The following is a 25,108-nucleotide window of genomic DNA, read 5'->3' as shown; positions in this document are numbered from 1 at the left end:
GGAGCATCCATGACCGGAGCGAGCGTGTTGTTCATCGGCGGGAGCGGCGTGATCAGCGCCTCCTGCGTGCGGGAGGCGACCGAACAGGGCCACGACGTCACGGTCCTGAACCGTGGGACCACCGGGGGCAGGCCGATCCCGGAGGGTGTGACGCGCCTCCAGGCCGATGTGTCGGACCGCAGCGCCCTGGCGGACGCACTCGGCGACCGCCACTTCGACGTCGTCGTGAACTGGATCGCCTTCACGCCGGACCAGGTGCAGGCCGACATCGACTTCTTCGCCGGACGGACGCGGCAGTACGTGTTCATCAGCTCGGCCTCCGCGTACCAGACCCCGGCGACGCACCTGCCGATCACGGAGTCGACGCCGCTGAAGAACCCGTACTGGCAGTACTCGCGGGACAAGATCGCGTGCGAGGAACTCCTGATGGAGGCGTACCGGGAGCAGGACTTCCCGGTGACGATCGTGCGGCCGTCGCACACCTACGACGAGACGAAGCTGCCACTGACCGGTGGGTGGACCGCCGTGGCGCGGATGCGCGCCGGCAAGCCGATCATCATCACCGGGGACGGCACCTCGCTGTGGACGCTGACGCACAGCCGTGACTTCGCGGTCGGGTTCACCGGGCTCCTCGACCGTGCCGAGGCGATCGGTGAGGCGTTCACGATCACGAGTGACGAGGCACCGACGTGGAACGCCATCGCGCACGAGATCGCGGCAGCGGCGGGCGTCGACGACCTGCGGATCGTGCACGTGCCGGCGGACGCGATCAACGCGGTGGACCCGGAGTGGGGTGCGGCGCTGCTCGGCGACAAGGCGAACAGCTCGGTGTTCGACAACAGCAAGATCCGGTCGCTCGTGCCGTGGTACCGGCCGCGCACGCCCTACCGGCAGGGGGTCCGCGAGGTCATCTCCTGGTACGAGGCGCACCCCGAGGAGCAGGTGATCGACGAGCGCCTCGACGCCCTGATGGACGAGCTGGCGACGCGCTGGGCGGTGTGAGCCGCACTCGGTGAGCAGGAATGGTCGGGTGCCGTGTGGCGACCCGACCATTGCTGCTCACGAAGCGAGCGCGTGGAGCGAACCCGTCAGGCGCGCGCGGCCAGGACGTCCGCCAGCGTCCCGATCGCAGTGCGCAACTCGTCGTCGGTCACCACCAGCGGCGGGGCGAAGCGGATCGTCGACCCGTGCGTGTCCTTCACGAGCACCCCGCGGTCGGCGAGGTCCTTCGAGATCTCCTTGCCGGTGCCGAGCGCGGGGTCGATGTCGATCCCCGCCCACAGTCCGGCGACACGGCGCGACACGACGCCGTGCCCGACGAGCTCGTCGAGCAGTCCGCGCAACAGCGGTTCGCCGTCGAGGGCGCGCTGCTGGAACGTGCCCTCGCCGAGCATCGCGACCACCTCGGCCCCGACGGCCGCAGCGAGCGGGTTGCCGCCGAAGGTCGAACCGTGCTCACCGGGGCGCAGGACGCCCAGGACATCCCGCGAGCCCACCACCGCGGAGACCGGGACGATGCCGCCACCGAGGGCCTTGCCGAGCGTGATGAGGTCGGGGCGGACCCCGACGCGCTGCACGGCGAGAGTGTGACCGGTGCGGCCGAGCCCGGACTGGATCTCGTCGGCGACGAACAGCGCACCGAACTCGTCGCAGACCGCGCGGACGTCAGGCAGGTACGACTCCGGCGGGATGACCACGCCGCCCTCGCCCTGGATCGGTTCGAGCAGCACGGCGACGACGGTCTCGTCCATCGCCGCGCGCAGGGCATCGGCATCGCCGTACGGCACGGCGCGGAAGCCGGGCGTGAACGGCCCGAAGTCGTCGTGGGCGGAGGGGTCGTCCGAGAACGAGATGATCGTCGTGGTGCGACCGTGGAAGTTGCCGGACGCCACGATGATGGTCGCGCGGTCCGCGGGGACGCCCTTCACCCGGTAACCCCAGGCGCGGGACACCTTGATCGCGGACTCGACGGCCTCGGCACCGGTGTTCATCGGCAGGACCATCTCGGTCTCCGTCAACGCCGCCAGTGCGGTCGCGAACGGCCCGAGCTGGTCGTTGACGAACGCGCGACTGGTGAGCGTGACCCGGTCGAGCTGCGCCCGTGCGGCGTCGAGCAGCCGGGGGTTGCCGTGGCCGAAGTTCACCGCGGAGTACGCGGCGAGGCCGTCCAGGTACTGCTTGCCGTCGACGTCGGTGACGGTCGCTCCGGAGCCCGACGCGATGACGACGGGCAGCGGGCTGTAGTTGTGCGCGAGGGCGCGGTCCTCGACGGCGAGCGCCGCCGCGGTGTTGACCCCGAGCGACGCTGCCGCCGACATCAGCTGACCCCGAGCGAGCGAGCGACCGAGTTGCCGGTGCCGACCGGGTGCAGGTCGAGCGTGCAGCACTTCACGCCACCGCCGCCGAGCAGGAGCTCGGACAGGTCGACGCCGATCGGGTTGTAGCCCTTCTCCTTCAGCTGCTCGGCGAACCGAACAGCCCGGGCGGCGATCACGACGTTGTACCCGTCGGAGTAGGAGTTCAGGCCGAGGATCGCGGCGTCCTCCTCCGTGGCGATGATCGCGTCCGGGAAGCGCTCGCGCAGGATCGCCAGCGACGGCTCGTCGAAGGCGCTCTCGAGGTACGCGATGTTGCTGGTGCCGTCAGCGGCGGGCTCGGGGTCGAGCACGGCGATGGCGGTGTCGAGGTGGTAGAAGCTCGGGTTGATGAGCTTGAGGGTGACGACCTCGCGGCCGTAGATCGTCGCGAGCTCGTCGTGCGAGGTGCTGTCCGACCGGAAGCCCGTGCCGGCGTAGATCGTGTTGCCGATGAGCAGGAAGTCGCCCTCGCCCTCGTTGGTCTGCTCCGGCTCGGCGACGGTCAGGCCGGCCTGGCGGAACCAGTCCATGTACGCCGGCCCCTCGGGCTGGCGCTCGGGGTACTGGAACTTCGCGCCGTAGGCGATGCCGTCGAGGACGAACCCGCCGTTGGCCGCGTACACCATGTCGGGCAGGCCGTCGATCGGGTCGATGTACGAGATGTCGAAGCCGAGCTGCTCGTACACGTCGACGAGCGTCTGCCACTGGGCGACGGCCTTCGACGTGTCGGTCGGCTCCTCCGGGTGCATCCACGGGTTGATCCGGTAGCTCACCGTGTAGAAGTCCGGCTTGCACATCAGGATCGTCCGCTTGGTGGCGGTGCGGGCCGGTGCGTGGGTGGTCGAGGGTGCGGTGTTCGACATCAGTCCTCCTGAGAAGGGACCGGGGCCCGAGCCTGCCAGGAACCGAAACGGAACGAAGGAGAGGTGCTCCGGCGAGATGCAGGCTCACTCGCCGTAGCGGACCAGGTCGACGCCAGTCGAAAGTCTGGCATGAACCGTCCGAAGAGTGCAGTCCCCCATGCGTCGGATCGTGGCACCCGTTCGGGTGACGCACGTTTCGTGCGTCCGAACCGCCGACCTCGCAAGAAGTCCGCGTACGATGGGTGCAATGGATTCGCTCGACCACCGCATCCTGGATCAACTCCGGGACAACGCCCGCGCCGGCTACGGCGACATCGGGTCGGTGGTCGGACTCTCGGCATCGGCCGTCAAGCGCCGTGTCGACCGGCTCGTCGGCGACGGTGTCATCCAGGGCTTCACGATCAAGGTGGACCCCGCCGTCGAGGACCGCGGGACCGAGGCCTGGGTCGAGCTGTACTGCCGCGGCACCGTCTCCCCCGACGAACTCCGGGCACTGCTCGACACCGTGCCCGAGGTCATCGACGCCGGCACGGTCACGGGGAGCGCCGACGCCGTCGTGCACATGCGCTCGAAGGACCTGTCGGCGCTGGAAGAAGCGCTCGACAAGGTCCGCCTCGCACCGCAGGTGGACCACACGCGGTCCGCGATCGTGCTCTCCAAGCTGGTCAGTCGCGACACCGCGTAACGTCCCGTACATGGGACGGAAGACGGCCAGGAGGCCCGGATCGCCGCCCACGGGGTCGCGCCCGGCCCGACAGCTGGTCACCGCTGCGAGCGTCGCCTACGTCGCGAACTGCCTCTGGGGCACCGCGGTCGCCGTCCGGCTGATCCGGACGAAGAAGCTCCGCGTCGTGCACCACGGCCTGTTCGTCGTGACCGCGACACTCACCGGGGCCGCCGCGACGACCCCGGTGTGGACCCGTGACCGTTCGGCGCTGTTCCTGTTGCCCGCACTCGTCCCCCTCGCACTCGCGCCACGCACGAACCCGCGCTCCGGAGCACACTGGAAGACCGCGGTGGCCGCCGCGCCGTCCTACCTGGGGGCGCTGCTGGTGCGGCGTCGACCGTGACGACGAGACACGAGGGGAAGCAGTGGAGCTCTTCGAGGCCATCCGACGCCGCCGGACCACGAACGGTGCGTTCCTGCCCGATCCGGTGTCCGAGGAACACCAACGGCTCCTCATGGAGCTCGCCGGCCGGGCCCCGTCGCAGCTGAACAGCCAACCGTGGCGCTTCGTCCTGGTCGAGGAGCGCGACACGATCGACCGCATCGCCGCGATCAGCGGCAGCTCGATGACCCGCACCATGGCCGAGGGGACGTTCTTCGAGCGGTACAAGCCGTACTTCCGGTTCTCGCAGGCCGAGATGGACGAGCGGCGCGACGGCATGCTGTTCGACAAGCTGCCCGGGCCGCTCCGGCCGTTCACGAAGCAGGTGTTCACGAAGCGCGGGCAGCTGCTCATGAACACGCTCCGGGTACCGCAGAGCCTGGGTGAGGAGAACCGGAAGCTCGTCGCCGGGTCGCCGCTGCTGCTCGGCGTGATGCTCGACCGCCACGAGTACCGGGAGCAGGAGCTGTCCGGCTTCTACTCGGTGTTCAGCATGGGTGCCGCGATGGAGAACATCTGGCTCGCGACGACCGAGCTCGGCCTGGGGATCCAGTTCGTGTCCTTCCCGATGGAGACCCCGGGCGCCTGGGCGGAGATCGAGGGGTTGCTCCGGGTGCCCGAGTCGCTCGAGCTGATGGCCGTCTACCGGATCGGGTACCTGCCACCCGAACGACGACGACCCGCGATCGACTGGACGTCGAGCGAGCGGAAGCGGCCCTCGCAGTACGTGTTCCGCGACACCTGCGACACCCCGCAGCAGGGGTGGGACGACGCACCCGTCGCAGGCCACATCGAACCGGAGGCGACCAGCTCGTGACCGACACCCGACCCACCCAGAGCACCCCGGGCTTCCCGGCAACCGCCCCCGGCCTGCCGGGCCGTCCCTGGATCTCGCAGGACTGGCTCGACGTCGTCTTCGTGCACTGGCGCGTCGACGTGTCGGCGGTGGCCCCGCTGCTGCCGGCCGGCACGCAACCCGACACGATGGCGCTCGACGGGACCGACGACGGGGTGACCACCTGGGTGGGCCTCATCGCGTTCCGGTTCGAGGACACCCGGTTCCCGCCCCTCGGGGCGCTCGGGCGGACCGGCTCCATCGGCGACTTCGTCGAGGTGAACGTCCGCGTCTACACGGTCGACGAGCAGGGCCAGCACGGCGTCGTGTTCCTGTCGCTCGACGCCGGCAAGCTGCTGCCGACGCTCGGCGCACGCGTGGCCACCGGGCTGCCCTACTGGTGGGCGGACGCCGAGTCGCGGAGCGGCGACGGCCGTGTCGGGTACGCGATGCGGCGGCACGGGACCCACCTGCGGTCCCTGGTCGACGTGCGGGTCGGCGACGAGCTCGCCGAGCCGAGTGCGCTCGAGACGTTCCTGACCGCGCGGTGGGGCATGCACGTGCACCGGACCGGGCGGACACGCTTCTGGCCGAACGAGCACGACGCGTGGCCGTTGCACCGGGCCTCGGTGGTGTCGCTGCGGGACGACCTGGTCGGCGCCGCGGGACTGCCGTTCGGGCTGACCGAGCTGGAGCCGGATTCGGTGCTGTACTCGCCGGGCGTCACGACGCGGTTCGGGCGGGGGCGCTGAGGCCCGGCTGCTGCTGCCGCTTCGGGGGACACCGGCTGAGTGGTGCACGGCCGACCGCAGGTACAAGGGAGCCATGACTCGAGTGGCAGTGGTGACCGGTGGATCCGCAGGACTGGGACGGGCGACCGTCCGGGAACTCGCCGCCCGGGGGTGGGACGTGGCCGTCCTCGCCCGCGGGCAGGAGGGCGTCGACGCCGCGGTCGCCGAGGTCGAGGCCGCCGGACGCCGTGGACTGGCGCTGGTCGCCGACGTGTCCGACCGCGAGGCCGTCGAGGCCGCGGCCGACCGCGTCGAGCAGGAACTCGGGCCGATCGACCTGTGGGTGAACGGCGTGATGGTCGGGGTGTTCGGGAAGTTCCTCGACACGGCACCCGAGGACTTCGAACGGGCGCTCAACGTCACCTACCTCGGCTTCGTCAACGGCACCCGGGCCGCGCTCTCGCGGATGGTGCCCCGCGGCCAGGGGCACGTCGTCCAGGTCGGTTCGGCGCTCGGTTTCCGCGGCATCCCGCTGCAGGCCGCGTACTGCGGTGCGAAGCACGCGATCGTCGGGTTCACCGAGTCCGTCGTCTCCGAGCTGCTCGAACAGGGCAGCAAGGTGAAGGTCTCGCGGGTGGACATGCCCGCGCTGAACACGATCCAGTTCGGGTGGGTGAAGTCGAAGCTGCCGCACCACCCGCAGCCGGTCGCCCCGATCTACCAGCCCGAGGTCGGCGCCCGCGCGATCGCTGCCGTGGCCGAGCGCCCTCGCCGTCGCACCTGGGTCGGTGAGTCGACGGTCTACACGATCCTCGGCAACCGGATCAGCGGACGCTTCGCCGACTGGTACGCCGCCAAGACGCTCGTCTCCGGGCAGCAGGCGCCGGACAAGGACGGCCTCGAGTTGCAGGACAACCTGTACGAGCCGGTGCCGGGCGACCACGGCGCGCACGGGGTGTTCGACGAGTCGGCCCACGCCTGGTCGCCGCAGACCTGGTGGGTGGAACATCGGCGGATGGGCAACGGGATCATCGGGGCGGCGATCGGTGCAGTCGGAGCCGTCGCACTCGTGGCAGGACGACGACGATGACGCGCCGTGCACGAGCGGGGGCGTCGGCGGTCGAGCTGGGCCGAGCGGTCCTCGGGGTCTGGCATCTGAGCCGCTCGTTCCGGGGACGTGACCAGGGCGTGCTGCACGGCGTGCTCGGCGTCCGGCAGCTCGCGCAGGCCGCACTCGTGGCACGCGCCGACACCGGGAACGCACACACCCTCAGCGCCCTCGTCGACGCGGCGCACGGCGCGACGATGGTCCCGCTCGCCCTCGACCCGCAGCGCCGCCGGTTCGCCCTGCAGCAGGTGTGGATCGCCGCGGCACTCACCGCCGCCGAGGTGGCCGTCGTCGGACGTGGCGGTCGCCGCTGAGGCCTGTCAGAGGTGCTCGGTAGCGTCCGGGACATGAGCACCACCTACTCCGTCGCGTCCTCGCTGGACGGCTTCGTGGCCGCGCCCGACGACGACCTCGACTGGCTGCTGCAGTTCGGCTTCGAGCCGTTCCAGGAGCACCACGACCGGTTCTTCGCGGGCATCGGCGCGATCGTCATGGGCTCGACCACGTACGAGTGGTTGCTCGAGCACGACGACACGTGGGCGTACCCGGACCTGGCGACGTGGGTGTTCACCACGCGCGACCAGCCGGTGCCGGACGGCGCCGAGGTGCACTTCGTCTCGGGCGAGGTCGCGGACCACCAGGCCGACCTCGAACGGGCAGCCGGCGAGCGCGACGTCTGGGTCGTCGGCGGTGGACTGCTCGCCGCTCAGTACCAGCAGGCCGGGCTGCTCGACGAGCTCCGCGTCACCGTGATGCCGGTGGCGCTCGGCGCCGGGGCCCCACTCCTGCCGGTCGCCGCACCGACCCCGGTGTTCGAACTGGTCGGGACGACGCCCTTCACCGGCGGTGCCGTGGAACTGCACTACCGGTCCGCAGCCACCACGGCGTAGCGTCCGCGGCATGAGCGACAACGAGCAGACCGAGCCCGTCATGGACGGCGCAACCGAGGCCACGAACCACGAGAAGCTGCACGGCCTGATCGAGCAGGTCGACCACGATCACCACGGCGAGGGTGCCGGAGCGATGGCCGACCACCTGCGCGACCGGATGGACGAGACCGGCGTCGAGGACGAAGAGGGCGGCGACGTCGAGGACTGACCCGAGCCGGGGACGTCAGACGCGCAGGTCGGCGAAGTCCGCGTCGACGTCCCCGAACCGGTGGGCGGTGATCGAGACCGACTGCTCACGGATGAACGGGAGCATCTCGATCAACCCGGCCTCGACCACCGGAGCGTCGTGGATCGCGACGTCGATGCTCGCCCCGAGGGCTTCCTCGAGTGCCAGGGCGTCGCCGCCGATCAGCCGGATGCGTGCCCCGGGACCACCGAACGCCGTGTGCACGGGTCGGTCCTGGCCCTGCGCGAGCATGTCCCCGAGCGCGTCGACGGGCTCGTCGTCCTCGCCGCTCGTCCAGTTCGCCTGGAACACGGCACCGGACGATGCCCGGGCGTGGAAGTCCTGGTCGGACTCGACCAGGTGGTCAACGACGTCCAGCGGTGACCGGCTCGAGGCGAAGAGCTGGGTGAGCGGGCCGGGCAACGGACGGGCGGTGCTGAGCAGGACGTGGGCGCGGGCGGCCGTGGCGGCGACGAGCGCTCGCACCAGGTCACCCGCCGAGGCGTCCTCCGCCTGCCGCACGATGACGGACTGCGGGCGGTGGCGCAGCACGTTGCGCTGCACCACGAGCCCCGACAGGTCGTGCGACCCGCCGTAGAGCTCTTCGCGCGCCCGGACGTCGCTCAGCGCACCGGCGCGCACCTGGTCGAACTCCTCGAACGACAGTCCACTGCGCGCGGCCTCGATGACCGCGGTCACGCGTGGTGGCAGCCCGTGCAGCTGGATGCTCTTGTGCACGGTGCGCGGGACCGGCTCCCACCGCCCGAGCGTCGCGACGTACATCGGACCGCCCGCCTTCGTGCCGGTGCCCACCGACGACCGCTTCCAGCCGCCGAACGGCTGCCGGCCGACGACCGCGCCGGTGATGCCGCGGTTCACGAACAGGTTGCCGGCGCGCACGCTGGCGAGCCAGTCCGCGACCTCGTCGGCGTCGAGCGAGTGGATGCCCGCCGTCAGGCCGTAGTCGGTGCCGTTCTGGATCGCGATGGCCTGCTCGAGCGTCTCGGCGCGCATGATGCCGAGCACCGGACCGAAGTACTCGGTCTGGTGGAAGTCACTGCCCGGGCGGACGCCGTCGCGGATACCGGGTGACCAGAGCCGCCCGGAGTCGTCGAGGGCCGTCGGCTGCACGAGCCAGGACTCCCCCGGCCCGAGCTCGGTCAGGCCCTGCCGCAGCTTGCCCTCGGGCTCCGCGATGACCGGGCCGACCTGGGCGGTGGGGTCGTCCGGCCAGGCGACCCGGAGGGTGCGCGTGGCGTCGACGAGCTGCCGACGGAAGCGCTCGCTCTCGCCGACCGTGCCGACCAGGACCACCAGGGACGCCGCCGAGCACTTCTGACCGGCGTGCCCGAAGGCGGACTGCACGATGTCCTGCACCGCGAGGTCGATGTCGGCGCTCGGCGTGACGACGATCGCGTTCTTGCCGCTCGTTTCGGCGCTGAGCGGCAGTCCGGCGCGCCACCAACGGAACGACCGCGCGGTGTCGGCCGAACCGGTCAGGATGATGCGGTCCACGGCGGGGTGCCCGACGAGGTCTCGACCGAGTTCGTCCTCGGCCAGGTCGACGAGCTGCAGCAAGGAGTGCGGCACACCGGCGTCCCAGAGCACGTCGGCCAGCAGCGCACCGCTCCGCTTCGCCTCGGGTGCCGGCTTGAGGACGACACCGCTGCCCGCGGCGAGCGCCGCCAGCACCCCGCCGGCGGGGATCGCGACAGGGAAGTTCCACGGCGGCACGACGACGGTCAGGCGCGGCGGGACGTAGCGGGCGCCCTCGATGTCGCCGAGGCGGCGGGCGCGCTCGGCGTAGTAGTGGGCGGCATCCACGGCCTCGGTGACCTCGGTGTCGGCCTCGGAGAACGTCTTGCCGGTCTCCGCCGCCATCACCTCGATGAGGTCGGCGCGGCGGGTCTCGAGCTCGTGTCCGATCAGGTCGAGGAGCTCGGCGCGGTCGGAGGGGTCCTGCCGACCCCAGTTCACGCCGGCCTGGGCGGTGCGGGCCATGATCCGTTCGAGCTTGGAGCGGTCGGCGACCTTGGCCCCGCGGATCGTCTGCGCGCCGAGCTGCGAGCGTGGCACTCGGCGCAGGACGTCGAGCGCCCACGCGCGGTTGGCGGAGACGGAGGGATCGGTGTCCGGGGCGTTCCGGAACGCGTCGCGCAGCACGGGTTCGCCGAGCGCCCGGTGGCGGTCCTGGGTGCGGTGCGTCGCTGGTACCGACTCGTCGAGGGCCGCGACCGAGGCCAGGTACCGGCCGTGTTCTCGGTCGAACACGCTGGCGTCGTGGTCGATGTCGGACGCTGCGGCGATGAAGTTCTCGGGGCTCGCGCTCTCCTGCAGCCGTCGGGCCAGGTACGCGATGGCGGAGTCGAACTCGTCCGGGTGCACGACGGGTGTGTAGAGCAGGATCTGGCCGACGTCGGCGCGGACGGCGTCGGCGTGCGTGGACGCCATGCCGAGCAGCATCTCGACGTCGATCGCGTCGGTCACCCCGCGGCGCTGGGCGAGCACCCACGCGGTCGCCAGGTCGAACAGGTTGTGCCCGGCGACACCGATCCGGACGGCGTCGGTGCGCTCCGGGGTCAGCGCGGCGTCGAGCATGCGCAGGTAGGCGCTGTCGGTCTCGCGCTTGCTGCCCCAGGTGGCGAGCGGCCAGTCGTGCACGATCGCGTCGACGTGCTCCATCGCCAGGTTCGCGCCCTTGACGAGCCGCACCTTGATCGGAGCGCCGCCCCGGGCCCGGCGCTCCTGCGCCCAGGTCGTCAGGGACTCGAGCGCTCCCGCGGCGTCGGGCAGGTAGGCCTGCAGCACGATGCCGGCCTGCAGGCCTGCGAACTCGTCGCGGTCGAGCAGGGTCCGGAACACCGCGAGGGTGACGTCGAGGTCGCGGTACTCCTCCATGTCCAGGTTGATGAACTTCGCCTGGCCGCCGGACGCCAGCGGGGCTGCCGCCGACCGGTACAGCGGTACGAGTCGGTCGACGACCCGCTCGACCGTCTGGTCGAACGCCCACATCGACATCTGGGGCACGACCGAGCTGACCTTGATCGACACGTAGTCGACGTCGTCGCGGGCGAGCAGGTCCATCGTCCCCTGCAGCCGGCGGTCGCTCTCGGCGCTGCCGAGCACGGCTTCGCCGAGCAGGTTCACGTTGAGCCGGGTGCCCGGGCCCCCGACCTTCGCGAGCGCCGGACCGAGCTTCGCCGTGCTCGCGTCGATGACCAGGTGACCCGTCATCCGGCGCAGGATCCGGCGAGCGGTCGGGATGACGGCCCACGGCGCCATCGTCGCGAACCCACCGCCGAGCGTCACCGCGCCGCGCAGGTACCAGGCGAGGAAGTCGGGGACGTCGCGGCTGACCTGCTCGAGGTTGCGGGCGGCGACCCGGGGGTCCTCGGGGCGGATGACCTTGTCGACGAAGCTGCGCGTGAAGTCGAGGCCACGCTCGTCCCGCAGGGCTTCGGCGAGGCGAGCGGCACCGGCGTCCGGCTTCGCCCCGGCGGACGCCGCCAGCCACCGGCGGACCAGCGCCACGGCATCGTCGGTGCAGTCCTGGAGGCGGGCGCTCGGCATGTTCCGATCGTATGCCGCACCTCCGACCTCACCTTGGAGCGCGCCGCACGTCGGCCAGGAGTCATCCGGACGGATGAAGTACGCGGCGTCGGGGTCGGTCGGCCCCGACGGTGGATACGCTGAAGGAATGTCGACACAGGGCAAGGACGGCCACGACTGGGCGACGTGGGACGCCTACCACGACGTCTGGCGACGCCTCGACCGAGCGCTCGACCAGGCCGTCCAGGCGGGTGCCGGCATCTCCATCCCCGAGTTCGAGATCCTGATCGGCCTGCACCGGGAGCCGGACCACCGGCTGCGCGTCCGCGACATCGCCGCCGGCATCGGCTGGGAGAAGTCGCGCGTCAGCCACCAGGTCACGCGCATGGTCTCCCGCGGCCTGGTCAGCCGCGCCGACTGCCCGACCGACGGCCGCGGCAGCTGGGTGGAGATGACCCTCGACGGCCGTCGCGCGGTCCTCGCGGGCATCCGTGCGCACACCGGTGCGTTGGAAGACCTGTTCTGGAGGCCCGTGGGGACCGACGCGGACACACTCCGGTCCGTCAGTGCGCGCGTCCAGGACGCGATCGGCCCCGACGTGTCGGACGACGCCGTCTCCGGCTGACTGCCCGCGCGCGTCCGATGAGGACTCCCCCGGGCGCTTCCGCCGAGGTTCCACGACTCGCCGCCCGTGGAGCGCCGAGGTTCCACGAACAGCCGTGAGTCGCGCCCAGATGCCGAGATTTCGGAACCTCGGGGCGGAGGGCGGAGGGCTCGGTCAGAGGTCGACGACGGCGAGGGCGCCCTGTTCGCCGCGGAGCCGCACCTGCACGCTCGCGATGTCGTCGCGCGGGATGTCCGTCGACGCCGACAATCCCTTCGCGTCCTCGCCGGCGGCCGTCCACGAGCCGACGATCTGCGTGGAGCCGTCGGACCGCACCACGACCAGGTCGTACATGACCGAGCCGTCCGCCGCCCATTCCTTGCCGCCGTACGAGCAGCCCCAGTCGAAGCGGGTGCCCCACTGTTCGCCGCTGACGGCCAGGTCGACGTCGAGTCCCCGGGCGCCGGTCATGTCGTACCGGTCCGCGGTCGCCGATGCCGAGACGTCCCGTCCGGCCTGCACCGTGCCGCGGTCCCCCGCGGTGCCGACGGCGAGCCCGCCGAGCACGGCGGCGACCACCGCGAGCCCCGCGGTGGCGGCGACCCAGACCCGGCGACGGCGGCGGCGGTGTCGAACGCGGTGCGCGACGGAGGCGAGGGTGCTCTCGGAACCGGTGTCGGGCCTCCCGTCCGGTTCCGCGATCTCGATCGCCTGGTCGGCCGGCAGCTTGGCGAGCAGACCGGGCAGGCCGACCAGCTCGGCGACGGCGGCCGTGCAGCGGTCGCACGTCTCCAGGTGCTGCTCGTACTCGAGCCGCTCGTCCGGGGACAGAGACCCGAGCACGTACGCCGCATCCCATTCTGCGTAGCGGTCGTCGCTCATCGGGTCACTCCTCGTTCCTGCAGTGCGAGCCGCAGGGCTCGCAGCCCGTAGTGCAACCGCGACTTCGCGGTGCCCTCGGGGATGTCGTGTCGTCGTGCGATCTCCGGCACCGTGTGGCCGAGCCAGTAGGCGTCCACCACCACGCGACGGTGGTCCGGCGAGAGCGACGCGAGCGCGTCGGCCACGACGATGCGGTCGAGGACGGCGTCGGTGCGGTCCGACTCCGCGCGGTCGACCGGGTGTTCCGTGCCGAACTCCCGGCGGTTCCGGGCGGACCGGGCGTCGTCGACGACCAGGTTGCGCGCCACGGTGAACAGCCAGGCGCGTGCACTGTCCGGCGCACGTTCCAGCACCGCCGGGCGCTGCCAGGCGCGGACCATGGTCTCCTGCACGACGTCCTCGACCGCCGAGCCGTCCCGCGTCAGGTGCCGGACGTACCGGGTGAGCGCGTCGCCGTGCTCGCGGTACAGCGTCGCGAGCAGCTCGTCGGCGGAACGACTCGTCACGGTCACTTCTGCAGGTCGAGGGAGAACTCGACGGAGCCCTTCCCGTCCACGGTGACGAAGCCGAGCGAGGGGGCCTCCACGCCGTAGTCGGCGAACGTGATCGGCACCGAACCGGCGACCTGCACGGTTCCGCCCTCGCCGACGGCGACCTGCGCGTCGGCGGTGACGGCCTTCGTGACACCGTGCAGGTCCATCGTGCCGGTCAGGGTGACGTCCTGCTTGCTCCCGTCGAGCGCCTTCGAGACGTCGACGGGCTTCGTGAGGGTGAAGGTCGCCGTCGGGAACTCGTCCGTCTCGAGCGCGGTGTCCCGGAAGTAGGCGTCGCGTGCGGATTCGGGGGTGGTGATCTTCGCGACCTGGACCGTGACGGTCGCCTTCGCGAGGGAGCCGCCGTCGACCTCGGCGGTGCCCTCGACGTCCTTCGTGCGTCCGACCACGTTCACATCATTCCCCTGCAGGACCTCGTGCACCCGGTAGCCGGCGTAGGAACCGCTCTGGCTGGTCCAGGTGCCGTCGGCGTCCGCTGCGTCCAGGCTGGCGGACGACGTCGCCTGCAACGAGGGGGCTGCGGCGGCCTGCCCGTTGACGGTGTTCGCGTAGATGGACGGGCCGGCGATGACGGCGGCGGCCGCGATGACCACGACGCCGGTGGAGATGCCGATGATGACCTTGGTGCGTGTGCGGAGTCCCGTACCCGGTCAACGAGGTGGCGGGGCGGATCGTTCAAACGGGTTGCAGTCCGAGGTGCGGGCGCGGTCCTGCTCTGGACGATGACCGTTCTCATCGAGACGAGACGCTCCAGGACTGCACGAGGACGCTCAGCATCCCGACGAAGGGGATGGCGCCCACGGCTACCGACAGGGCAGCGAAGCAGATCGCCGGCGTCCTGGCCTCGAGTCCGCGGAGCCGCACCGCCGCGACGAGCGCGCCGACCGCGAACGGGAACGTCACGAGGACGGCGTACAGCGGCCACGACAACGGCGCCCACGACTCCGCGCTCTCCCCCACGGCTCCGACGGAGACGATCGAGCCGGCGACGACGAGCACGATCTCGACGACCGGGGGCAGGGCGATCGCCACGTCACGCACCACCCGTCGCCGCTGCCGCCCCATGCGCCGACCCTAGCGATCCGTGATGTGCATGCCTCCCCGCCTTCCACCAACCGGCCGTGCCAAGGTCGACGGGTGCACAACAACGACACCGTCGTGATCGCCGGCTGCGGCGACCTCGGAACCGAGGCCGGCCTGCGGTTCGCCGAACAGGGACACCACGTGGTCGGCCTCCGCCGCCGCGCCGGACTGGTCCCGGCGCCGATCACCGGCCGGAGCGTCGACCTGCGGCACGAGGCCCCCGAGATCCCCGCCGACACGAGCGTCGTCGTCGTGGCCTTCGCCGCCGGCAGCCGCGACGTCGACGAGTACCGCGCCACCTACGTCGACGGCCTGCGGAACGTGCTCGACGGCATCGACGCCTCGGATGCCGACCCGCGACTGCTCGTGGTGTCGTCGACCGCGGTGTACGACGTCGACGACGGCAGCGTGGTCACCGAGGACACCCCGGCGCACGGTGGGACCCCGACCGCTCAGGTGCTGGTCGAGGCCGAGGCGCTGCTGCGCGAACGCGCTCCCGACGCCGTGCTCGTCCGCCTGTCCGGGGTCTACGGGCCGGGCCGCGAGCGTCTGATCGACCAGGTCCGCTCCGGTTCCGCCCGCCTGGCTCCCGGTGCCTCACCGCACACGAACCGGATCCACCGCGACGACGCCGCCGCCGCGCTCGTGCACCTGGCGACCGTGCCGGACCCGGCGCCGACCTACCTGGGCACCGACGACGAACCGAGCCGGCTGGACGACGTGCTGCGGTTCCTGGCCGACGAACTCGGCGTTCCCGATCCCGTCACCGGCGACGGCGGTGCCCGGCAGTCCGGTGGTGACAAGCGCTTGTCGAACGCGTTGCTGCGGTCCACCGGCTGGACTCCGCAGTACCCGACCTTCCGCGAGGGCTACCGCGCCGTGCTGGCCGGCGAGGGCACCCGCCACCCCTGACGCCCCCGCACTCAGTGGCCGCGGTGGTCCTGGATCGTGAGCCGCGGCCCGAACGCCGGCTTCCGGAACCCCGAGCCGCCGATCAGCCGGACGACCCGCTCCCGGTGCCCCCGCCACGGCTCGAGCAGCTCGAGCATCCCGTCGTCGTCGACCGGTCCCCCGGTCAGCGCCCACCCGACCAGCGCGGGGACGTGGAAGTCCCCGACGCTCGGCGAGTCCGGGTCGCCGTGGGAGCGCTGCGCGGTCTCGGCAGCCGTCCACTTCCCGATGCCCGGGATCGACTGCAGCCGTGCGGACACGACCGATCCGCCGCGGCCGAGCGTCAGCGTCCGCTCGAGCGCAGGGGCCACACGCACCGCGCGCATCACCGTCGCCGAGCGTCCGGGCTCGATGCCGGCCTTGTGCCACTCCCAGCTCGGGATCCGCGCCCACTCGTCGGCGGTCGGCGGCACGACGAGACCGTCGGGTGCCGGCCCGGGTGCCGCGGTGCCGTACCGGCGGAGCAGGTACCGCCACGCTCCCCACGCCTGCCTCGAGGTCACCTTCTGCTCCATGATCGCCGGCACGAGCATCGCGACGACGGTGTTCGTGCGGAGCAGGCGGAGCCCGGGCTGCCGTTGCCGGGCGGCAGCGAGGAAGGCGTGCCCGGAGACGTCGAACCCGTCCCAGTCGTCGCCGCGACCGAGCAGCTCCGGCGCGTGCTCGACCGCCCACGAAGCACCGTCGCCCCACGCCGAGACCGCGATGGTGCCGCCGGCCGGCCGGATCGCCACGGCAGCCGGGCCGGTGGGCGTCCGCAACGCGAGCCACACGACCGACCCGACCACCTTGTAGGCGGGGTCGCCGGAGCCGCGCTGCAGGGGCCGCAGGGTCGACGTGACGTCCACCGGGCCTCCCGGTCGGTACACGGTGTCGACGCGAGACGCATCGCCGGACGCACCGGGCGCACCAGACGCGTCGCCGGACGCACCGGCGGACGCATCGCCGGACGCATCGCCGGACGCGTCGCCGGACGACGAGGCGGAGGCGAGCAGGGTCACACCGGGATGGTAATGCGCAACCACCGTCAGTCATGATGGTCGCAGTCCCCCACGACCCCCACCCGCACCACCCGACGACGGAGATCCCATGCGCATCGGCATCCTCACCTCCGGAGGCGACTGCCCCGGTCTGAACGCGGTCATCCGCGCGATCGTCCTCAAGGGCATCGCGATCCACGGCCACGAGTTCGTCGGGTTCCGGGACGGCTGGCGCGGCGTCGTCGACGGCGACATCGTCCCGCTCGGCCGTAAGGACATCCAGGGCATCGCCAAGCAGGGCGGCACGATCCTCGGCACCAGCCGCACGAACCCCTTCGAAGGACCGAACGGTGGGGTCGAGAACATCGAGCGCATGCTCGAGCGCCACGGCATCGACGCCATCGTCGCGATCGGCGGCGAGGGCACGCTCGCCGCGGCGAAGCGCCTCACCGACGCGGGCCTGAAGATCGTCGGCGTGCCGAAGACGGTCGACAACGACCTGGGCGCCACCGACTACACCTTCGGGTTCGACACCGCCGTCGCGATCGCGACCGAGGCGATGGACCGCCTGCGCACCACGGGCGAGTCGCACTCCCGCTGCATGGTCGCCGAGGTCATGGGCCGGCACGTCGGCTGGATCGCCCTGCACTCCGGCATGGCCGCGGGCGCGCACGCGATCCTCATCCCGGAGCAGAAGACGAGCATGGAGCAGATCGCGAAGTGGGTGCGCGCCGCCTACGACCGCGGGCGTGCACCGCTCGTCGTGGTGGCCGAGGGCTTCGTCCCCGACCACGAGGACAACGCGCACACCGAGCGCGGGCTCGACGCCTTCGGCCGTCCGCGGCTCGGTGGCATCGGCGAGCGCCTCGCGCCGCTCATCGAGGAGATGACGGGCATCGAGACGCGCGCCACGACGCTCGGGCACATCCAGCGCGGCGGCACGCCGACCGCGTACGACCGGGTGCTGTCGACACGGCTCGGCCTGGCGGCCATCGACTCGGTGGTCGAGGAGCGTTGGGGCCGGATGGTCGCCCTCAAGGGCACGGACATCGTGCACGTCTCGTTCGACGAGGCGCTCGGCGAGCTCAAGACCGTGCCGCAGGCCCGGTTCGACGAGGCCGCCATCATGTTCGGGTAGCGCGGGGGCGTTTCGGGCGTACCTGGTCGTTCCGGGCGTACCTGGTCGTTTCTTTCGACTCGGTACGCCCGGTTCCGCCAGGGATCGCTCGCGTTCTGGGAAAGAACGGACCGCTGGCCGGGAGGCCCGGGGTAGCGTCCGGCGCATGACCCGCGCCGTAGTCGTGTCCAGTTCCGCCCCGCCCACCGTCGCCGACGTCGACCTGCCCGATCCGACCGAGGGCGAAGCCCTCATCGACGTCACGTACTCGAGCGTCAACTACAAGGACGGCCTCGCGCTCGCCCGGAACCCGGGTGTCGCCCGGGTCGACCCGCTCGTGCCCGGCATCGACGTCGTCGGGACCGTGTCCGCCCTCGGTCCGGGGGTACACGACGTGGCGATCGGCGACCGCATCGTGCTGAACGGCGCCGGGCTCGGCGAGACCCGACACGGTGGCTGGGCCCAGCACGCGGTGGTGCCGTCCGGTTCCCTCGTGGTGCTGCCGGAGACGATCGAGGACTCGTTCGCGGCGGCGATCGGCACGGCCGGGTTCACGGCGATGCTCAGCGTCCTCGCGCTCGAACGGTTCGTCGCGCCCGATGCCGGGCCGGTGCTCGTGACCGGTGCGTCCGGCGGGGTGGGGACGGTGGCGATCGCCCTGCTCGCCGCCCGGGGTCACCGGGTGACCGCGTCGACCGGTCGGAGCGCGAACGAGGCCTCGCTCCGACGACTCGGCGCGACGGAGGTCGTGGACAGGAGTGCGCTGTCCGAGCCCGGCAAGCCGATGCAGCGTGCGACGTGGGCCGGTGCCGTGGACAGCGTCGGCGGGGCCACCCTGGCGAACGTGCTGGCCGGCACCCGGTGGGGCGGTGCCGTCACGGCGTGCGGGCTCGCCCAGGACTCCGCGCTGCCCACGACGGTGCTGCCGTTCATCCTGCGGTCGGTGTCGCTGCTCGGCATCAACTCGGTGGACGCCCCACTGGAGCTCCGGCGTCGGGCGTGGGAGCGCTTGGCGACCGACCTCGACCCCGCGCTGCTGGCGGGTGTCACCCGGACCGTCACCCCGGAGCAGGCGATCGCGGTCGGCGCGGACGTGGTCGCCGGGCGCGTGCACGGTCGGACGGTCGTCGACCTGCGGCGCTGAAATACTCCTGTACCACAATTTTACAAGCGCTTGCAAATTGACACGTTAGGATTCCAGTACCGAGTCCGATGCACGAGGAGATGACATGCCGGTCCCGAAGTCCACGGTCGAGAACTCACCCCGCAAGCTGCTCCGCGACGTCGTGTACGAGAAGATGCTGGCAGCCCTCCGCGACGGCACACTCCAGCACGGCGAACGCCTGAACGACGACGAGCTGGTCCAGTGGCTCGGAGTCAGTCGCACCCCCATCCGCGAGGCGATCGCGAAGCTCGTCGACATCGGCCTCGTCGAGATGGAGGCGAACCGGTACACCCGCGTCGCCACCCCCACGTTCGACGACTGGGTGACCGCGACCCGTGCCACGGCCGGGTTCTTCGAGCTCAGCCTGCGCTGGGGCGTCCCCGAGTACGACGACGCGGACGTCGCGGCGATGCAGAAGCTGCTCGACCGTGCCGACGGACTCCGCAAGGTCCGCGACCTCGGGTTCAGCGGTGCCGTGACCGACATCATCGAGTTCGCCATCGCCCACTCCGGCAACCCCCTCGTGCAGGTCGCCGCCGAAGGTGCGCTCGAGCGCGTCCGCTTCACGCTCAACCCCACCCCGGCGTTCGAGCAGTACGGTTCCGAGGCGTTCTTCTCGATCCTCGGCGAGGCGCTCGACGAGCGCGACGGCGAGACGGCCGCCGAGGCCGGGCGTGCGCTGACGCGGAACTTCGAGCAGCACATCGAGTCCGTCCGCTCCGCACGCAGCTGACGGGCCAGGATGGACGGGTGACCGACGTCCTGATCAACGCCACCGGTGTCCGCGTGACCCGGTCCGGGCGCGACCTGCTGCACGACGTCGACCTCACGGTCCGGCGCGGTGAGCACTGGGCGCTCCTCGGGCCGAACGGCGCCGGCAAGTCCACGCTGCTCGCGGTCCTCGGCGCGACGGGCCACCCCACCGCCGGCACGGTCGAGGTGCTCGGCCGACGCCTGGGACGGGTCGACGTCCGTGAGCTCCGCGAGCACATCGGGCACGTCGATCCCCGGCACCGGATGCTCTCGCCGCTCACCGTGCTCGAGACCGTGCTGACCGGGCTGACCGGCACGACCGACCTCATGATGCGGTGGGAGCCCACGGCGGCCCAGGTCGAGGCGGCCGAGCAGCACGTCGCCGACGTCGGGCTCAGCGCACGGCGGGACGCCCGGTGGCCCGTGCTGTCCCAAGGCGAGCGGGGCCGCACCCTCATCGCGCGCGCACTGATGTCGGAGCCGCAGTTGCTGCTGCTCGACGAGCCGGCGACCGGCCTCGACGTCGCAGCGCGCGAGCACCTGCTCGAGACCGTCGACGCGCTGCGGCACCGGCACCCCGAGCTCGGCAGCGTCATGGTCACGCACCACCTCGAGGACCTGCCGGCGTCGACCTCGCACGCGATGCTGCTCCGCGACGGCGCCGTGGTGGCACAGGGCACGGCGGACGAGGTCATCACGTCGTCGGCGGTGTCGCACGCGTTCGACTTCCCGCTCGCGATCCTGCGCTCCGAGGGGCGCTGGGCAGCACGGCGTTCCGCCTGACGGCGCGGCACCGGCGCGGGGAACGGACCGCCGCGCTGCGCCGCTCCTGCCCGTGCTTGAATGGTCGCTCAGGTGTCCGCGGCCCGTGTCGGGGAGGGACCCGATGCCGGACGACGGTGTCAGGCCGCGCACTGCAACGAGGGGGAACACCATGACGACCACACCGCCGCCCTACCCGGGGTCCGAACCGCAGCCGAACGCCGGCCAGCAGCAGCCCGTCCAGCAACCCTGGGCGCAGCAGCAGCCCGGCCAGCAGCCGTACGCGCAGCCCGCTCCCGCCGGCGCTCCGTACGCGCCGCCGCCCAAGCAGTCCCGCGGCAAGCGCGTCCTCATCTCACTGCTCGGCGTCGTCGTCGCCGTGGTCGTCGCGATCCTGGTCCGCCAGGCGCTGACCGCCGCGTTCAGTGACTCGACGGAGGAGAAGGTCTCGAAGGCCGTCGTGCAGATCCGCGAGCAGAGCGACCTGCCGAAGCAGGTCGACTCCGTGACGACGTGGACCGGTGTCGAGGCCGAGGGCAACGCCATCCACTACGACTACACGGTGTCGTCCAGCGTCGACCCGGCCTCGATCACCGAGAGCGCCATCCGCGATTCGGTCGGCCCGACACTCTGCTCGAACAGCGACACCAAGGAACTCCTCGACGAGGACGTCGACATGCGGTACACCTACGCGTTCGACGGCTCCTCGAAGACACTCGACACGACGTTCACCAAGTCCGACTGCTCCTGAGTCGTCGAGGGTGGGGGCGGTGCTGTCCCCTGTCCCGCCCTCGACGGTCCGGTCGGTACGCGGTTGTGCGTGGTGCGGTGTGCACCGTACCTGGTGCGCCGTACTGGGCTGCGATGTGCACGGCTCTCGCCATGGCGCTGCCCACTGCGCCGACAGGGACCGGGTTGCCCGCCGGTCATCGGGTCCGTACCCGCCCCGGTCCGTCTACCGACGCACCGCCCGCTGCTCAGTCGACCAGGGTGACCTCCCAGTTGGTGCGCTGGACGACGGCGTCGAGCTCGCGGATCTCCTTCGCCAGTGCGTCGGCCCGCGACCGGAGCTCGGCGGTCGGCAGCGCGGCGAACGTCCGCAGTTCGCTGCGGAGCTGACGGTAGCCGCCGGTGGCACCGGCCGTGGCGTCCGCCGCCCCGGTGACGAGCGCGTGCCGCAGCCGCAGGGCATCGCGGCGGGCGAGCAGCGCGGTCACGGTCTGCCCGGACGCGACGGTGGTGCTGGCGTTCGTCGCGTTGATGCGGGCGAGCAGGACCTCGAGCGCGTCGATCGACCGCTCCGCCTCGGCGAGGAGCTCGCGGGCGTCCTCGTCGGGTTCCTCGCCCTCTTGGTAGCGGGCGTTCGCGGCGATGCGGCCGCGCAGCTGTTCGATGCGCTTCTGCAGGTCGGCGCGCTCGATGAGGGCCTCGGCGAGTTGCATGTGTCCAGTCAACCAGCCGCCGCGGCCTTCGCCGCTGCGGGCAGGGCGTCGAGGATCCGCCCGACCGCTCGTTCGTCGTGGGCGGCCGTGACGAACCACGCCTCGAACACGCTCGGCGGCAGGGTCACCCCGGCGTCGAGCATCGCGTGGAAGAACGGCGCGTACCGGAACACGTCCTGCGCCCGCACGTCGTCGTAGTTCCGCGGCGCAGTGTCGGTGAAGGCGAACGAGAACAGGTTGCCGGCGCGCTGCACGGTGTGGGCGACGCCCTCCGCCGACAGGGCGTCCGACGTCGCCGCGGAGATGACCGATGCCGTGTGGTTCAGCGACTCGTACACGGACGGTGTCGCGGCGCGGAGCGTGGCGATGCCGGCGGCGACCGCGAGCGGGTTGCCGGACAGGGTGCCCGCTTGGTACACGGGGCCGAGCGGGGCGAGGAAGTCCATCACCTCGCGGCGACCACCGAGCGCGGCCAGGGGCATGCCACCGCCGATGACCTTGCCGAACGTGATCAGGTCGGGCTTCCACCCGGCGCCGTCGGGGACGACCTTCGACGCCTCGAGGCCCCACCATCCGGCGGACCCGACGCGGAACCCGGTCAGGACCTCGTCGACGATGAGCAGCGCCCCGTGCGACTGCGTGATCTGCGCGAGCGCCCGGTTGAAGCCGCGTTCGGGGGCGAGCACGCCCATGTTCGCCGCGGCCGACTCGACGATCACGGCGGCGATGCGCTCGGAGTGCTCGTCGAAGGCACGGCGGACCGCGTCGAGGTCGTTGTAGGGCAGCACGAGCGTCTGCGCGGCGGTCTCGGCCGTGATGCCCGCGCTGCCCGGCATCGCCAGGGTGGCGACGCCCGAGCCGGCCTCGGCCAGCAGGGAGTCGGAGTGCCCGTGGTAGTGCCCGGCGAACTTCACGAGCAGGTCGCGGCCGGTGTAGCCACGGGCCAACCGGATCGCCGTCATCGTGGCCTCGGTGCCGGTGGACACCATGCGGAGCTTCTCGATGGGGCCGTCGCCGTCGACCGACACCCGCTGCTTCACGAGCTCGGCCAGCTCGGTCTCGCCCGGGGTCGAGGCGCCGAACGACAGCCCGCGTGCGGCGGCCTGCTGTACGGCCTCGACGGTGCCCGGGTGCGCGTGGCCCAGGATCGCCGGCCCCCACGACGCGACGAGGTCGACGTACTCGCGACCCTCGGCGTCGGTGACGTAGGCGCCCTTCGCCGACACCAGGAAGCGCGGGGTGCCACCGACCGAACCGTAAGCACGGACGGGCGAGTTCACGCCGCCGGGGATCGCGTTCTTCGCGCGGCCGAACAGCTGGTCGTTCGTGGTCATTCGGGGGCCTTCCCGGTCGAGGCGATGCCGGCGACTGCGGCGGTGGTACCCGAGGTCCGGAGGCCGGCCTCCTGGTTGAGCTTCCGTGCGATGTCGACGGCGAAGTAGGTCAGGATCGCGTCGGCGCCGGCCCGCTTGATGCCGACCAGCGACTCCATCGCTGCGGCGTCGCGGTCGATCCAGCCGTTCTGCGCGGCTGCGGTGATCATCGCGTACTCGCCGGAGATCTGGTAGGCCCACACCGGTACGGGCGAGGTGGCGGCCGTCTCGGCGAGCACGTCGAGGTAGCTCATCGCGGGCTTCACCATCACGACGTCGGCGCCCTCGTCGACGTCGAGCGCGACCTCGCGCAGGCCCTGACGACCGTTGGCGGCGTCGATCTGGTACGTCCGTCGGTCGCCGACGAGCGACGACGACACGGCCTCGCGGAAGGGGCCGTAGAAGGCGGAGGCGTACTTGGCCGCGTACGCCAGCAGTGCCGTGCCGGTGTGGCCGGCGACGTCGAGCGCGTCGCGGGCGGCGGCGATCTGGCCGTCCATCATCCCGCTCAGGCACACCAGTTCGGCACCGGCCTCGGCCTGCGCGACCGCCATGTCGCGGTAGCGCAGCAGGGTCGCGTCGTTGTCGACGGAGCCGTCCGCCGCCAGGACACCGCAGTGCCCGTGGTCGGTGAACTCGTCGAGGCACAGGTCGGACTGGACGACCAGGTCGTCACCGACCTCTTCCTTCGCCACGCGGATGGCGACGTTGAGGATGCCGTCGGGGTCCGTCGCGCCGGACCCGGTCGCGTCCTTCGTGGTGGGCACACCGAACAGGTTCACGCCGCCGATGCCCTGGCCCGCGGCCTCGACGAGTGCTCGCCGGAACGAGTCGAGCGAGTGCTGCTGGACGCCCGGCATGCTCGAGATGTCGACGGCGTCGGTCGCGCCCTCGCGGATGAACATCGGCAGCACGAGCTCGGCTGGGTGCAGCCGGGTCTCGGCGACGAGCCGTCGCATCGCGGGGGTGGCGCGGAGTCGACGGGGGCGGACCTGTGGGAAACGGCCGGTCACGGGTGGCCTTCCTGTTCGGGGACGGTGGGGTTCAGGGCTTCGACGACGGCGTCGAGCAGTGCTTCTGCGGACCGGGTGGGTCCGACGACGTGGACCGGCAGTCCGGCCGCGCGCGCGTCGGCGGCGGTTCCGGGGCCGATGCAGGCCACGAGGGTGCGGGGGTCGAGCGGGGTCACCCGGCGGGCGATCTCGCGGGCGACGCTGCCGCTCGTCACGAGCACCGCGTCGGGCACCGCGTCGAGGGTGATCGGCTCGTCGCCGGTCCCCACGGTACGGTACGCGACCACGTCGTCCACGTCGATGCCGCGGGCCCGCAGCCCGTCGACGAGCGTGGGCGCAGCGATCTCGGAGCGGGGGAAGAGCACGGTGCCGTCGGTGTCCGGCAGGGCCGCGACGAGCCCGGCGGCCGAGGCCTCGTCCGGCACGAGGTCGACGACCCAGCCCGCAGCACGCGCGGCACGGGCGGTCGGCCCCCCGACCGTCGCTACCCGCACCCCGGACGGGAGGCCCGCCACGCGTTCCGCGAGCACCGTCACGGCCGTCGCACTGGTCACCACGACCCACGTGTACCCGGCGAGCGCGGTCTGGTCACCGTCCGCGGGTGCACGCTCGCCGTCCAGGTGCGAAGACTCGCCGTCGGTGCGCCGTCGAGGTTCCGAACCGCCTCGGTTGTGCCCCTCCGGATGCCGAGATTTCGGAACCTCGGGCGAGCGGGCGGCGGGGAGATGGGCGGGGCGGGCGGCCAAGCGGGCGACCGCACG

General features: G+C 71.9%; 28 protein-coding genes. 16 read left to right on the top strand and 12 right to left on the bottom strand.

Features of this window, described 5'->3' with window-relative positions:
* Nucleotides 1-9 precede the first annotated feature (9 nt).
* Nucleotides 10-1,002: an SDR family oxidoreductase gene (locus KZI27_RS02020; protein WP_222659108.1), complete on the top strand. Its 993-nt coding sequence runs from the start codon at nucleotides 10-12 to the stop codon at nucleotides 1,000-1,002.
* A gap of 86 nt (nucleotides 1,003-1,088) precedes the next feature.
* Here the strand turns inward: KZI27_RS02020 and rocD are convergent, their stop codons facing one another.
* Both rocD and ddaH read right to left on the bottom strand, forming a co-directional pair.
* On the bottom strand, nucleotides 1,089-2,318 hold the full coding sequence (gene rocD, locus KZI27_RS02015; RefSeq protein WP_222659107.1) for an ornithine--oxo-acid transaminase: 1,230 nt from the start codon (nucleotides 2,316-2,318) through the stop codon (nucleotides 1,089-1,091).
* Nucleotides 2,318-3,220, bottom strand: a complete 903-nt coding sequence (gene ddaH / locus KZI27_RS02010) for a dimethylargininase (protein ID WP_222659106.1) — start codon at nucleotides 3,218-3,220, stop codon at nucleotides 2,318-2,320. Before ddaH ends, rocD begins: the two co-directional genes overlap by 1 nt.
* Before the next feature lie 247 nt (nucleotides 3,221-3,467).
* Here ddaH and KZI27_RS02005 point away from each other — a divergent pair, with 247 nt between their 5' ends.
* From KZI27_RS02005 to KZI27_RS01970, 8 genes are all read left to right on the top strand, one after another.
* Entirely contained in the window at nucleotides 3,468-3,905 is a 438-nt protein-coding gene (locus tag KZI27_RS02005; RefSeq protein WP_111083794.1) for an Lrp/AsnC family transcriptional regulator, read from the top strand.
* Between the two features lie 10 nt (nucleotides 3,906-3,915).
* Complete coding sequence (locus KZI27_RS02000; protein ID WP_222659105.1) at nucleotides 3,916-4,290, top strand: hypothetical protein; 375 nt, start codon at nucleotides 3,916-3,918, stop codon at nucleotides 4,288-4,290.
* Between the two features lie 22 nt (nucleotides 4,291-4,312).
* Nucleotides 4,313-5,146, top strand: a complete 834-nt coding sequence (locus tag KZI27_RS01995) for a nitroreductase family protein (protein WP_222659104.1) — start codon at nucleotides 4,313-4,315, stop codon at nucleotides 5,144-5,146.
* A complete protein-coding gene (locus KZI27_RS01990; RefSeq protein WP_222659103.1) occupies nucleotides 5,143-5,916 on the top strand; it encodes a YqjF family protein in 774 nt (257 codons plus the stop codon). Before KZI27_RS01995 ends, KZI27_RS01990 begins: the two co-directional genes overlap by 4 nt.
* Before the next feature lie 73 nt (nucleotides 5,917-5,989).
* Nucleotides 5,990-6,985: an SDR family oxidoreductase gene (locus tag KZI27_RS01985; protein ID WP_222659102.1), complete on the top strand. Its 996-nt coding sequence runs from the start codon at nucleotides 5,990-5,992 to the stop codon at nucleotides 6,983-6,985.
* Nucleotides 6,982-7,317 (top strand): hypothetical protein, encoded by a 336-nt coding sequence (locus KZI27_RS01980; RefSeq protein ID WP_222659101.1) that lies wholly within the window; start codon nucleotides 6,982-6,984, stop codon nucleotides 7,315-7,317. Before KZI27_RS01985 ends, KZI27_RS01980 begins: the two co-directional genes overlap by 4 nt.
* A gap of 33 nt (nucleotides 7,318-7,350) precedes the next feature.
* Entirely contained in the window at nucleotides 7,351-7,893 is a 543-nt protein-coding gene (locus KZI27_RS01975; RefSeq protein WP_222659100.1) for a dihydrofolate reductase family protein, read from the top strand.
* A 10-nt stretch (nucleotides 7,894-7,903) separates the two neighbouring features.
* Nucleotides 7,904-8,101: a hypothetical protein gene (locus KZI27_RS01970; RefSeq protein ID WP_222659099.1), complete on the top strand. Its 198-nt coding sequence runs from the start codon at nucleotides 7,904-7,906 to the stop codon at nucleotides 8,099-8,101.
* 15 nt (nucleotides 8,102-8,116) lie between these two features.
* Here KZI27_RS01970 and KZI27_RS01965 read toward each other — a convergent pair whose 3' ends face one another.
* Entirely contained in the window at nucleotides 8,117-11,689 is a 3,573-nt protein-coding gene (locus tag KZI27_RS01965; protein ID WP_222659098.1) for a proline dehydrogenase family protein, read from the bottom strand.
* Nucleotides 11,690-11,816: 127 nt separating this feature from the next.
* On the opposite strand from KZI27_RS01965, the gene KZI27_RS01960 reads away from it, so the two are divergent.
* The gene (locus KZI27_RS01960; protein ID WP_222659097.1) at nucleotides 11,817-12,293 is read left to right on the top strand and encodes a MarR family winged helix-turn-helix transcriptional regulator; all 477 of its coding nucleotides are present in this window, start codon (nucleotides 11,817-11,819) and stop codon (nucleotides 12,291-12,293) included.
* Between the two features lie 153 nt (nucleotides 12,294-12,446).
* Here KZI27_RS01960 and KZI27_RS01955 read toward each other — a convergent pair whose 3' ends face one another.
* The 4 genes from KZI27_RS01955 to KZI27_RS01940 all read right to left on the bottom strand — a co-directional run bounded on the left by KZI27_RS01955 (nucleotide 12,447) and on the right by KZI27_RS01940 (nucleotide 14,773).
* Nucleotides 12,447-13,154 carry a zf-HC2 domain-containing protein gene (locus KZI27_RS01955; protein WP_222659096.1) on the bottom strand — a complete coding sequence of 236 codons (708 nt, stop codon included), beginning with the start codon at nucleotides 13,152-13,154 and terminating at the stop codon, nucleotides 12,447-12,449.
* On the bottom strand, nucleotides 13,151-13,666 hold the full coding sequence (locus KZI27_RS01950) for a sigma-70 family RNA polymerase sigma factor (protein WP_205463553.1): 516 nt from the start codon (nucleotides 13,664-13,666) through the stop codon (nucleotides 13,151-13,153). Before KZI27_RS01950 ends, KZI27_RS01955 begins: the two co-directional genes overlap by 4 nt.
* Nucleotides 13,663-14,301, bottom strand: a complete 639-nt coding sequence (locus tag KZI27_RS01945) for a YceI family protein (protein ID WP_261784017.1) — start codon at nucleotides 14,299-14,301, stop codon at nucleotides 13,663-13,665. The genes KZI27_RS01950 and KZI27_RS01945 overlap by 4 nt, the downstream gene beginning before the upstream one ends.
* Before the next feature lie 139 nt (nucleotides 14,302-14,440).
* Nucleotides 14,441-14,773 (bottom strand): hypothetical protein, encoded by a 333-nt coding sequence (locus KZI27_RS01940; RefSeq protein WP_222659095.1) that lies wholly within the window; start codon nucleotides 14,771-14,773, stop codon nucleotides 14,441-14,443.
* Nucleotides 14,774-14,845: 72 nt separating this feature from the next.
* Here KZI27_RS01940 and KZI27_RS01935 point away from each other — a divergent pair, with 72 nt between their 5' ends.
* Entirely contained in the window at nucleotides 14,846-15,703 is an 858-nt protein-coding gene (locus KZI27_RS01935) for an NAD-dependent epimerase/dehydratase family protein (protein WP_222659094.1), read from the top strand.
* Between the two features lie 11 nt (nucleotides 15,704-15,714).
* Here the strand turns inward: KZI27_RS01935 and KZI27_RS01930 are convergent, their stop codons facing one another.
* A complete protein-coding gene (locus tag KZI27_RS01930; RefSeq protein WP_261784016.1) occupies nucleotides 15,715-16,743 on the bottom strand; it encodes a DNA-3-methyladenine glycosylase family protein in 1,029 nt (342 codons plus the stop codon).
* Nucleotides 16,744-16,831: 88 nt separating this feature from the next.
* On the opposite strand from KZI27_RS01930, the gene KZI27_RS01925 reads away from it, so the two are divergent.
* The 5 genes from KZI27_RS01925 (at nucleotide 16,832) to KZI27_RS01905 (ending at nucleotide 21,270) form a co-directional block, all read left to right on the top strand.
* A complete protein-coding gene (locus KZI27_RS01925) occupies nucleotides 16,832-17,860 on the top strand; it encodes a 6-phosphofructokinase (protein WP_123311084.1) in 1,029 nt (342 codons plus the stop codon).
* 145 nt (nucleotides 17,861-18,005) lie between these two features.
* Nucleotides 18,006-18,983, top strand: coding sequence for an MDR family oxidoreductase (locus KZI27_RS01920; protein WP_222659093.1), 978 nt, complete (start codon nucleotides 18,006-18,008; stop codon nucleotides 18,981-18,983).
* A gap of 85 nt (nucleotides 18,984-19,068) precedes the next feature.
* Nucleotides 19,069-19,737, top strand: coding sequence for a GntR family transcriptional regulator (locus tag KZI27_RS01915; RefSeq protein ID WP_111083777.1), 669 nt, complete (start codon nucleotides 19,069-19,071; stop codon nucleotides 19,735-19,737).
* A gap of 17 nt (nucleotides 19,738-19,754) precedes the next feature.
* The gene (locus KZI27_RS01910) at nucleotides 19,755-20,540 is read left to right on the top strand and encodes an ABC transporter ATP-binding protein (protein ID WP_222659092.1); all 786 of its coding nucleotides are present in this window, start codon (nucleotides 19,755-19,757) and stop codon (nucleotides 20,538-20,540) included.
* A 151-nt stretch (nucleotides 20,541-20,691) separates the two neighbouring features.
* Entirely contained in the window at nucleotides 20,692-21,270 is a 579-nt protein-coding gene (locus tag KZI27_RS01905; RefSeq protein WP_222659091.1) for a hypothetical protein, read from the top strand.
* 226 nt (nucleotides 21,271-21,496) lie between these two features.
* On the opposite strand, the gene KZI27_RS01900 is transcribed toward KZI27_RS01905, so the two are convergent.
* From KZI27_RS01900 to KZI27_RS01885, 4 genes are read right to left on the bottom strand one after another with little or no spacing between them, the layout of a single operon-like run.
* The gene (locus tag KZI27_RS01900; protein WP_123311092.1) at nucleotides 21,497-21,961 is read right to left on the bottom strand and encodes a DIP1984 family protein; all 465 of its coding nucleotides are present in this window, start codon (nucleotides 21,959-21,961) and stop codon (nucleotides 21,497-21,499) included.
* 8 nt (nucleotides 21,962-21,969) lie between these two features.
* The gene (gene hemL / locus KZI27_RS01895; RefSeq protein WP_222659090.1) at nucleotides 21,970-23,295 is read right to left on the bottom strand and encodes a glutamate-1-semialdehyde 2,1-aminomutase; all 1,326 of its coding nucleotides are present in this window, start codon (nucleotides 23,293-23,295) and stop codon (nucleotides 21,970-21,972) included.
* On the bottom strand, nucleotides 23,292-24,347 hold the full coding sequence (gene hemB, locus KZI27_RS01890) for a porphobilinogen synthase (RefSeq protein ID WP_261784015.1): 1,056 nt from the start codon (nucleotides 24,345-24,347) through the stop codon (nucleotides 23,292-23,294). Before hemB ends, hemL begins: the two co-directional genes overlap by 4 nt.
* Entirely contained in the window at nucleotides 24,344-25,093 is a 750-nt protein-coding gene (locus KZI27_RS01885) for a uroporphyrinogen-III synthase (protein ID WP_261784014.1), read from the bottom strand. Before KZI27_RS01885 ends, hemB begins: the two co-directional genes overlap by 4 nt.
* Between the last annotated feature and the right edge of the window lie 15 nt (nucleotides 25,094-25,108).

This window comes from Curtobacterium sp. TC1, from assembly GCF_019844075.1.
In the GTDB taxonomy this organism is placed as follows: Bacteria; Actinomycetota; Actinomycetes; order Actinomycetales; family Microbacteriaceae; genus Curtobacterium.
The sequence above is the reverse complement of the archived record's forward strand: the minus strand, read 5'-3'. Positions and strand labels throughout refer to the sequence as shown.

Coding starts and splice junctions, on each gene's coding strand:
- KZI27_RS02020 (WP_222659108.1), top strand. CDS start 10: ATGACCGGAGCGAGCGTGTTGTTCATCGGCGGGAGCGGCGTGATCAGC.
- rocD (WP_222659107.1), bottom strand. CDS start 2,318: ATGTCGGCGGCAGCGTCGCTCGGGGTCAACACCGCGGCGGCGCTCGCC.
- ddaH (WP_222659106.1), bottom strand. CDS start 3,220: ATGTCGAACACCGCACCCTCGACCACCCACGCACCGGCCCGCACCGCC.
- KZI27_RS02005 (WP_111083794.1), top strand. CDS start 3,468: ATGGATTCGCTCGACCACCGCATCCTGGATCAACTCCGGGACAACGCC.
- KZI27_RS02000 (WP_222659105.1), top strand. CDS start 3,916: ATGGGACGGAAGACGGCCAGGAGGCCCGGATCGCCGCCCACGGGGTCG.
- KZI27_RS01985 (WP_222659102.1), top strand. CDS start 5,990: ATGACTCGAGTGGCAGTGGTGACCGGTGGATCCGCAGGACTGGGACGG.
- KZI27_RS01980 (WP_222659101.1), top strand. CDS start 6,982: ATGACGCGCCGTGCACGAGCGGGGGCGTCGGCGGTCGAGCTGGGCCGA.
- KZI27_RS01975 (WP_222659100.1), top strand. CDS start 7,351: ATGAGCACCACCTACTCCGTCGCGTCCTCGCTGGACGGCTTCGTGGCC.
- KZI27_RS01970 (WP_222659099.1), top strand. CDS start 7,904: ATGAGCGACAACGAGCAGACCGAGCCCGTCATGGACGGCGCAACCGAG.
- KZI27_RS01965 (WP_222659098.1), bottom strand. CDS start 11,689: ATGCCGAGCGCCCGCCTCCAGGACTGCACCGACGATGCCGTGGCGCTG.
- KZI27_RS01960 (WP_222659097.1), top strand. CDS start 11,817: ATGTCGACACAGGGCAAGGACGGCCACGACTGGGCGACGTGGGACGCC.
- KZI27_RS01955 (WP_222659096.1), bottom strand. CDS start 13,154: ATGAGCGACGACCGCTACGCAGAATGGGATGCGGCGTACGTGCTCGGG.
- KZI27_RS01940 (WP_222659095.1), bottom strand. CDS start 14,773: ATGGGGCGGCAGCGGCGACGGGTGGTGCGTGACGTGGCGATCGCCCTG.
- KZI27_RS01925 (WP_123311084.1), top strand. CDS start 16,832: ATGCGCATCGGCATCCTCACCTCCGGAGGCGACTGCCCCGGTCTGAAC.
- KZI27_RS01920 (WP_222659093.1), top strand. CDS start 18,006: ATGACCCGCGCCGTAGTCGTGTCCAGTTCCGCCCCGCCCACCGTCGCC.
- KZI27_RS01915 (WP_111083777.1), top strand. CDS start 19,069: ATGCCGGTCCCGAAGTCCACGGTCGAGAACTCACCCCGCAAGCTGCTC.
- KZI27_RS01905 (WP_222659091.1), top strand. CDS start 20,692: ATGACGACCACACCGCCGCCCTACCCGGGGTCCGAACCGCAGCCGAAC.
- KZI27_RS01900 (WP_123311092.1), bottom strand. CDS start 21,961: ATGCAACTCGCCGAGGCCCTCATCGAGCGCGCCGACCTGCAGAAGCGC.
- hemL (WP_222659090.1), bottom strand. CDS start 23,295: ATGACCACGAACGACCAGCTGTTCGGCCGCGCGAAGAACGCGATCCCC.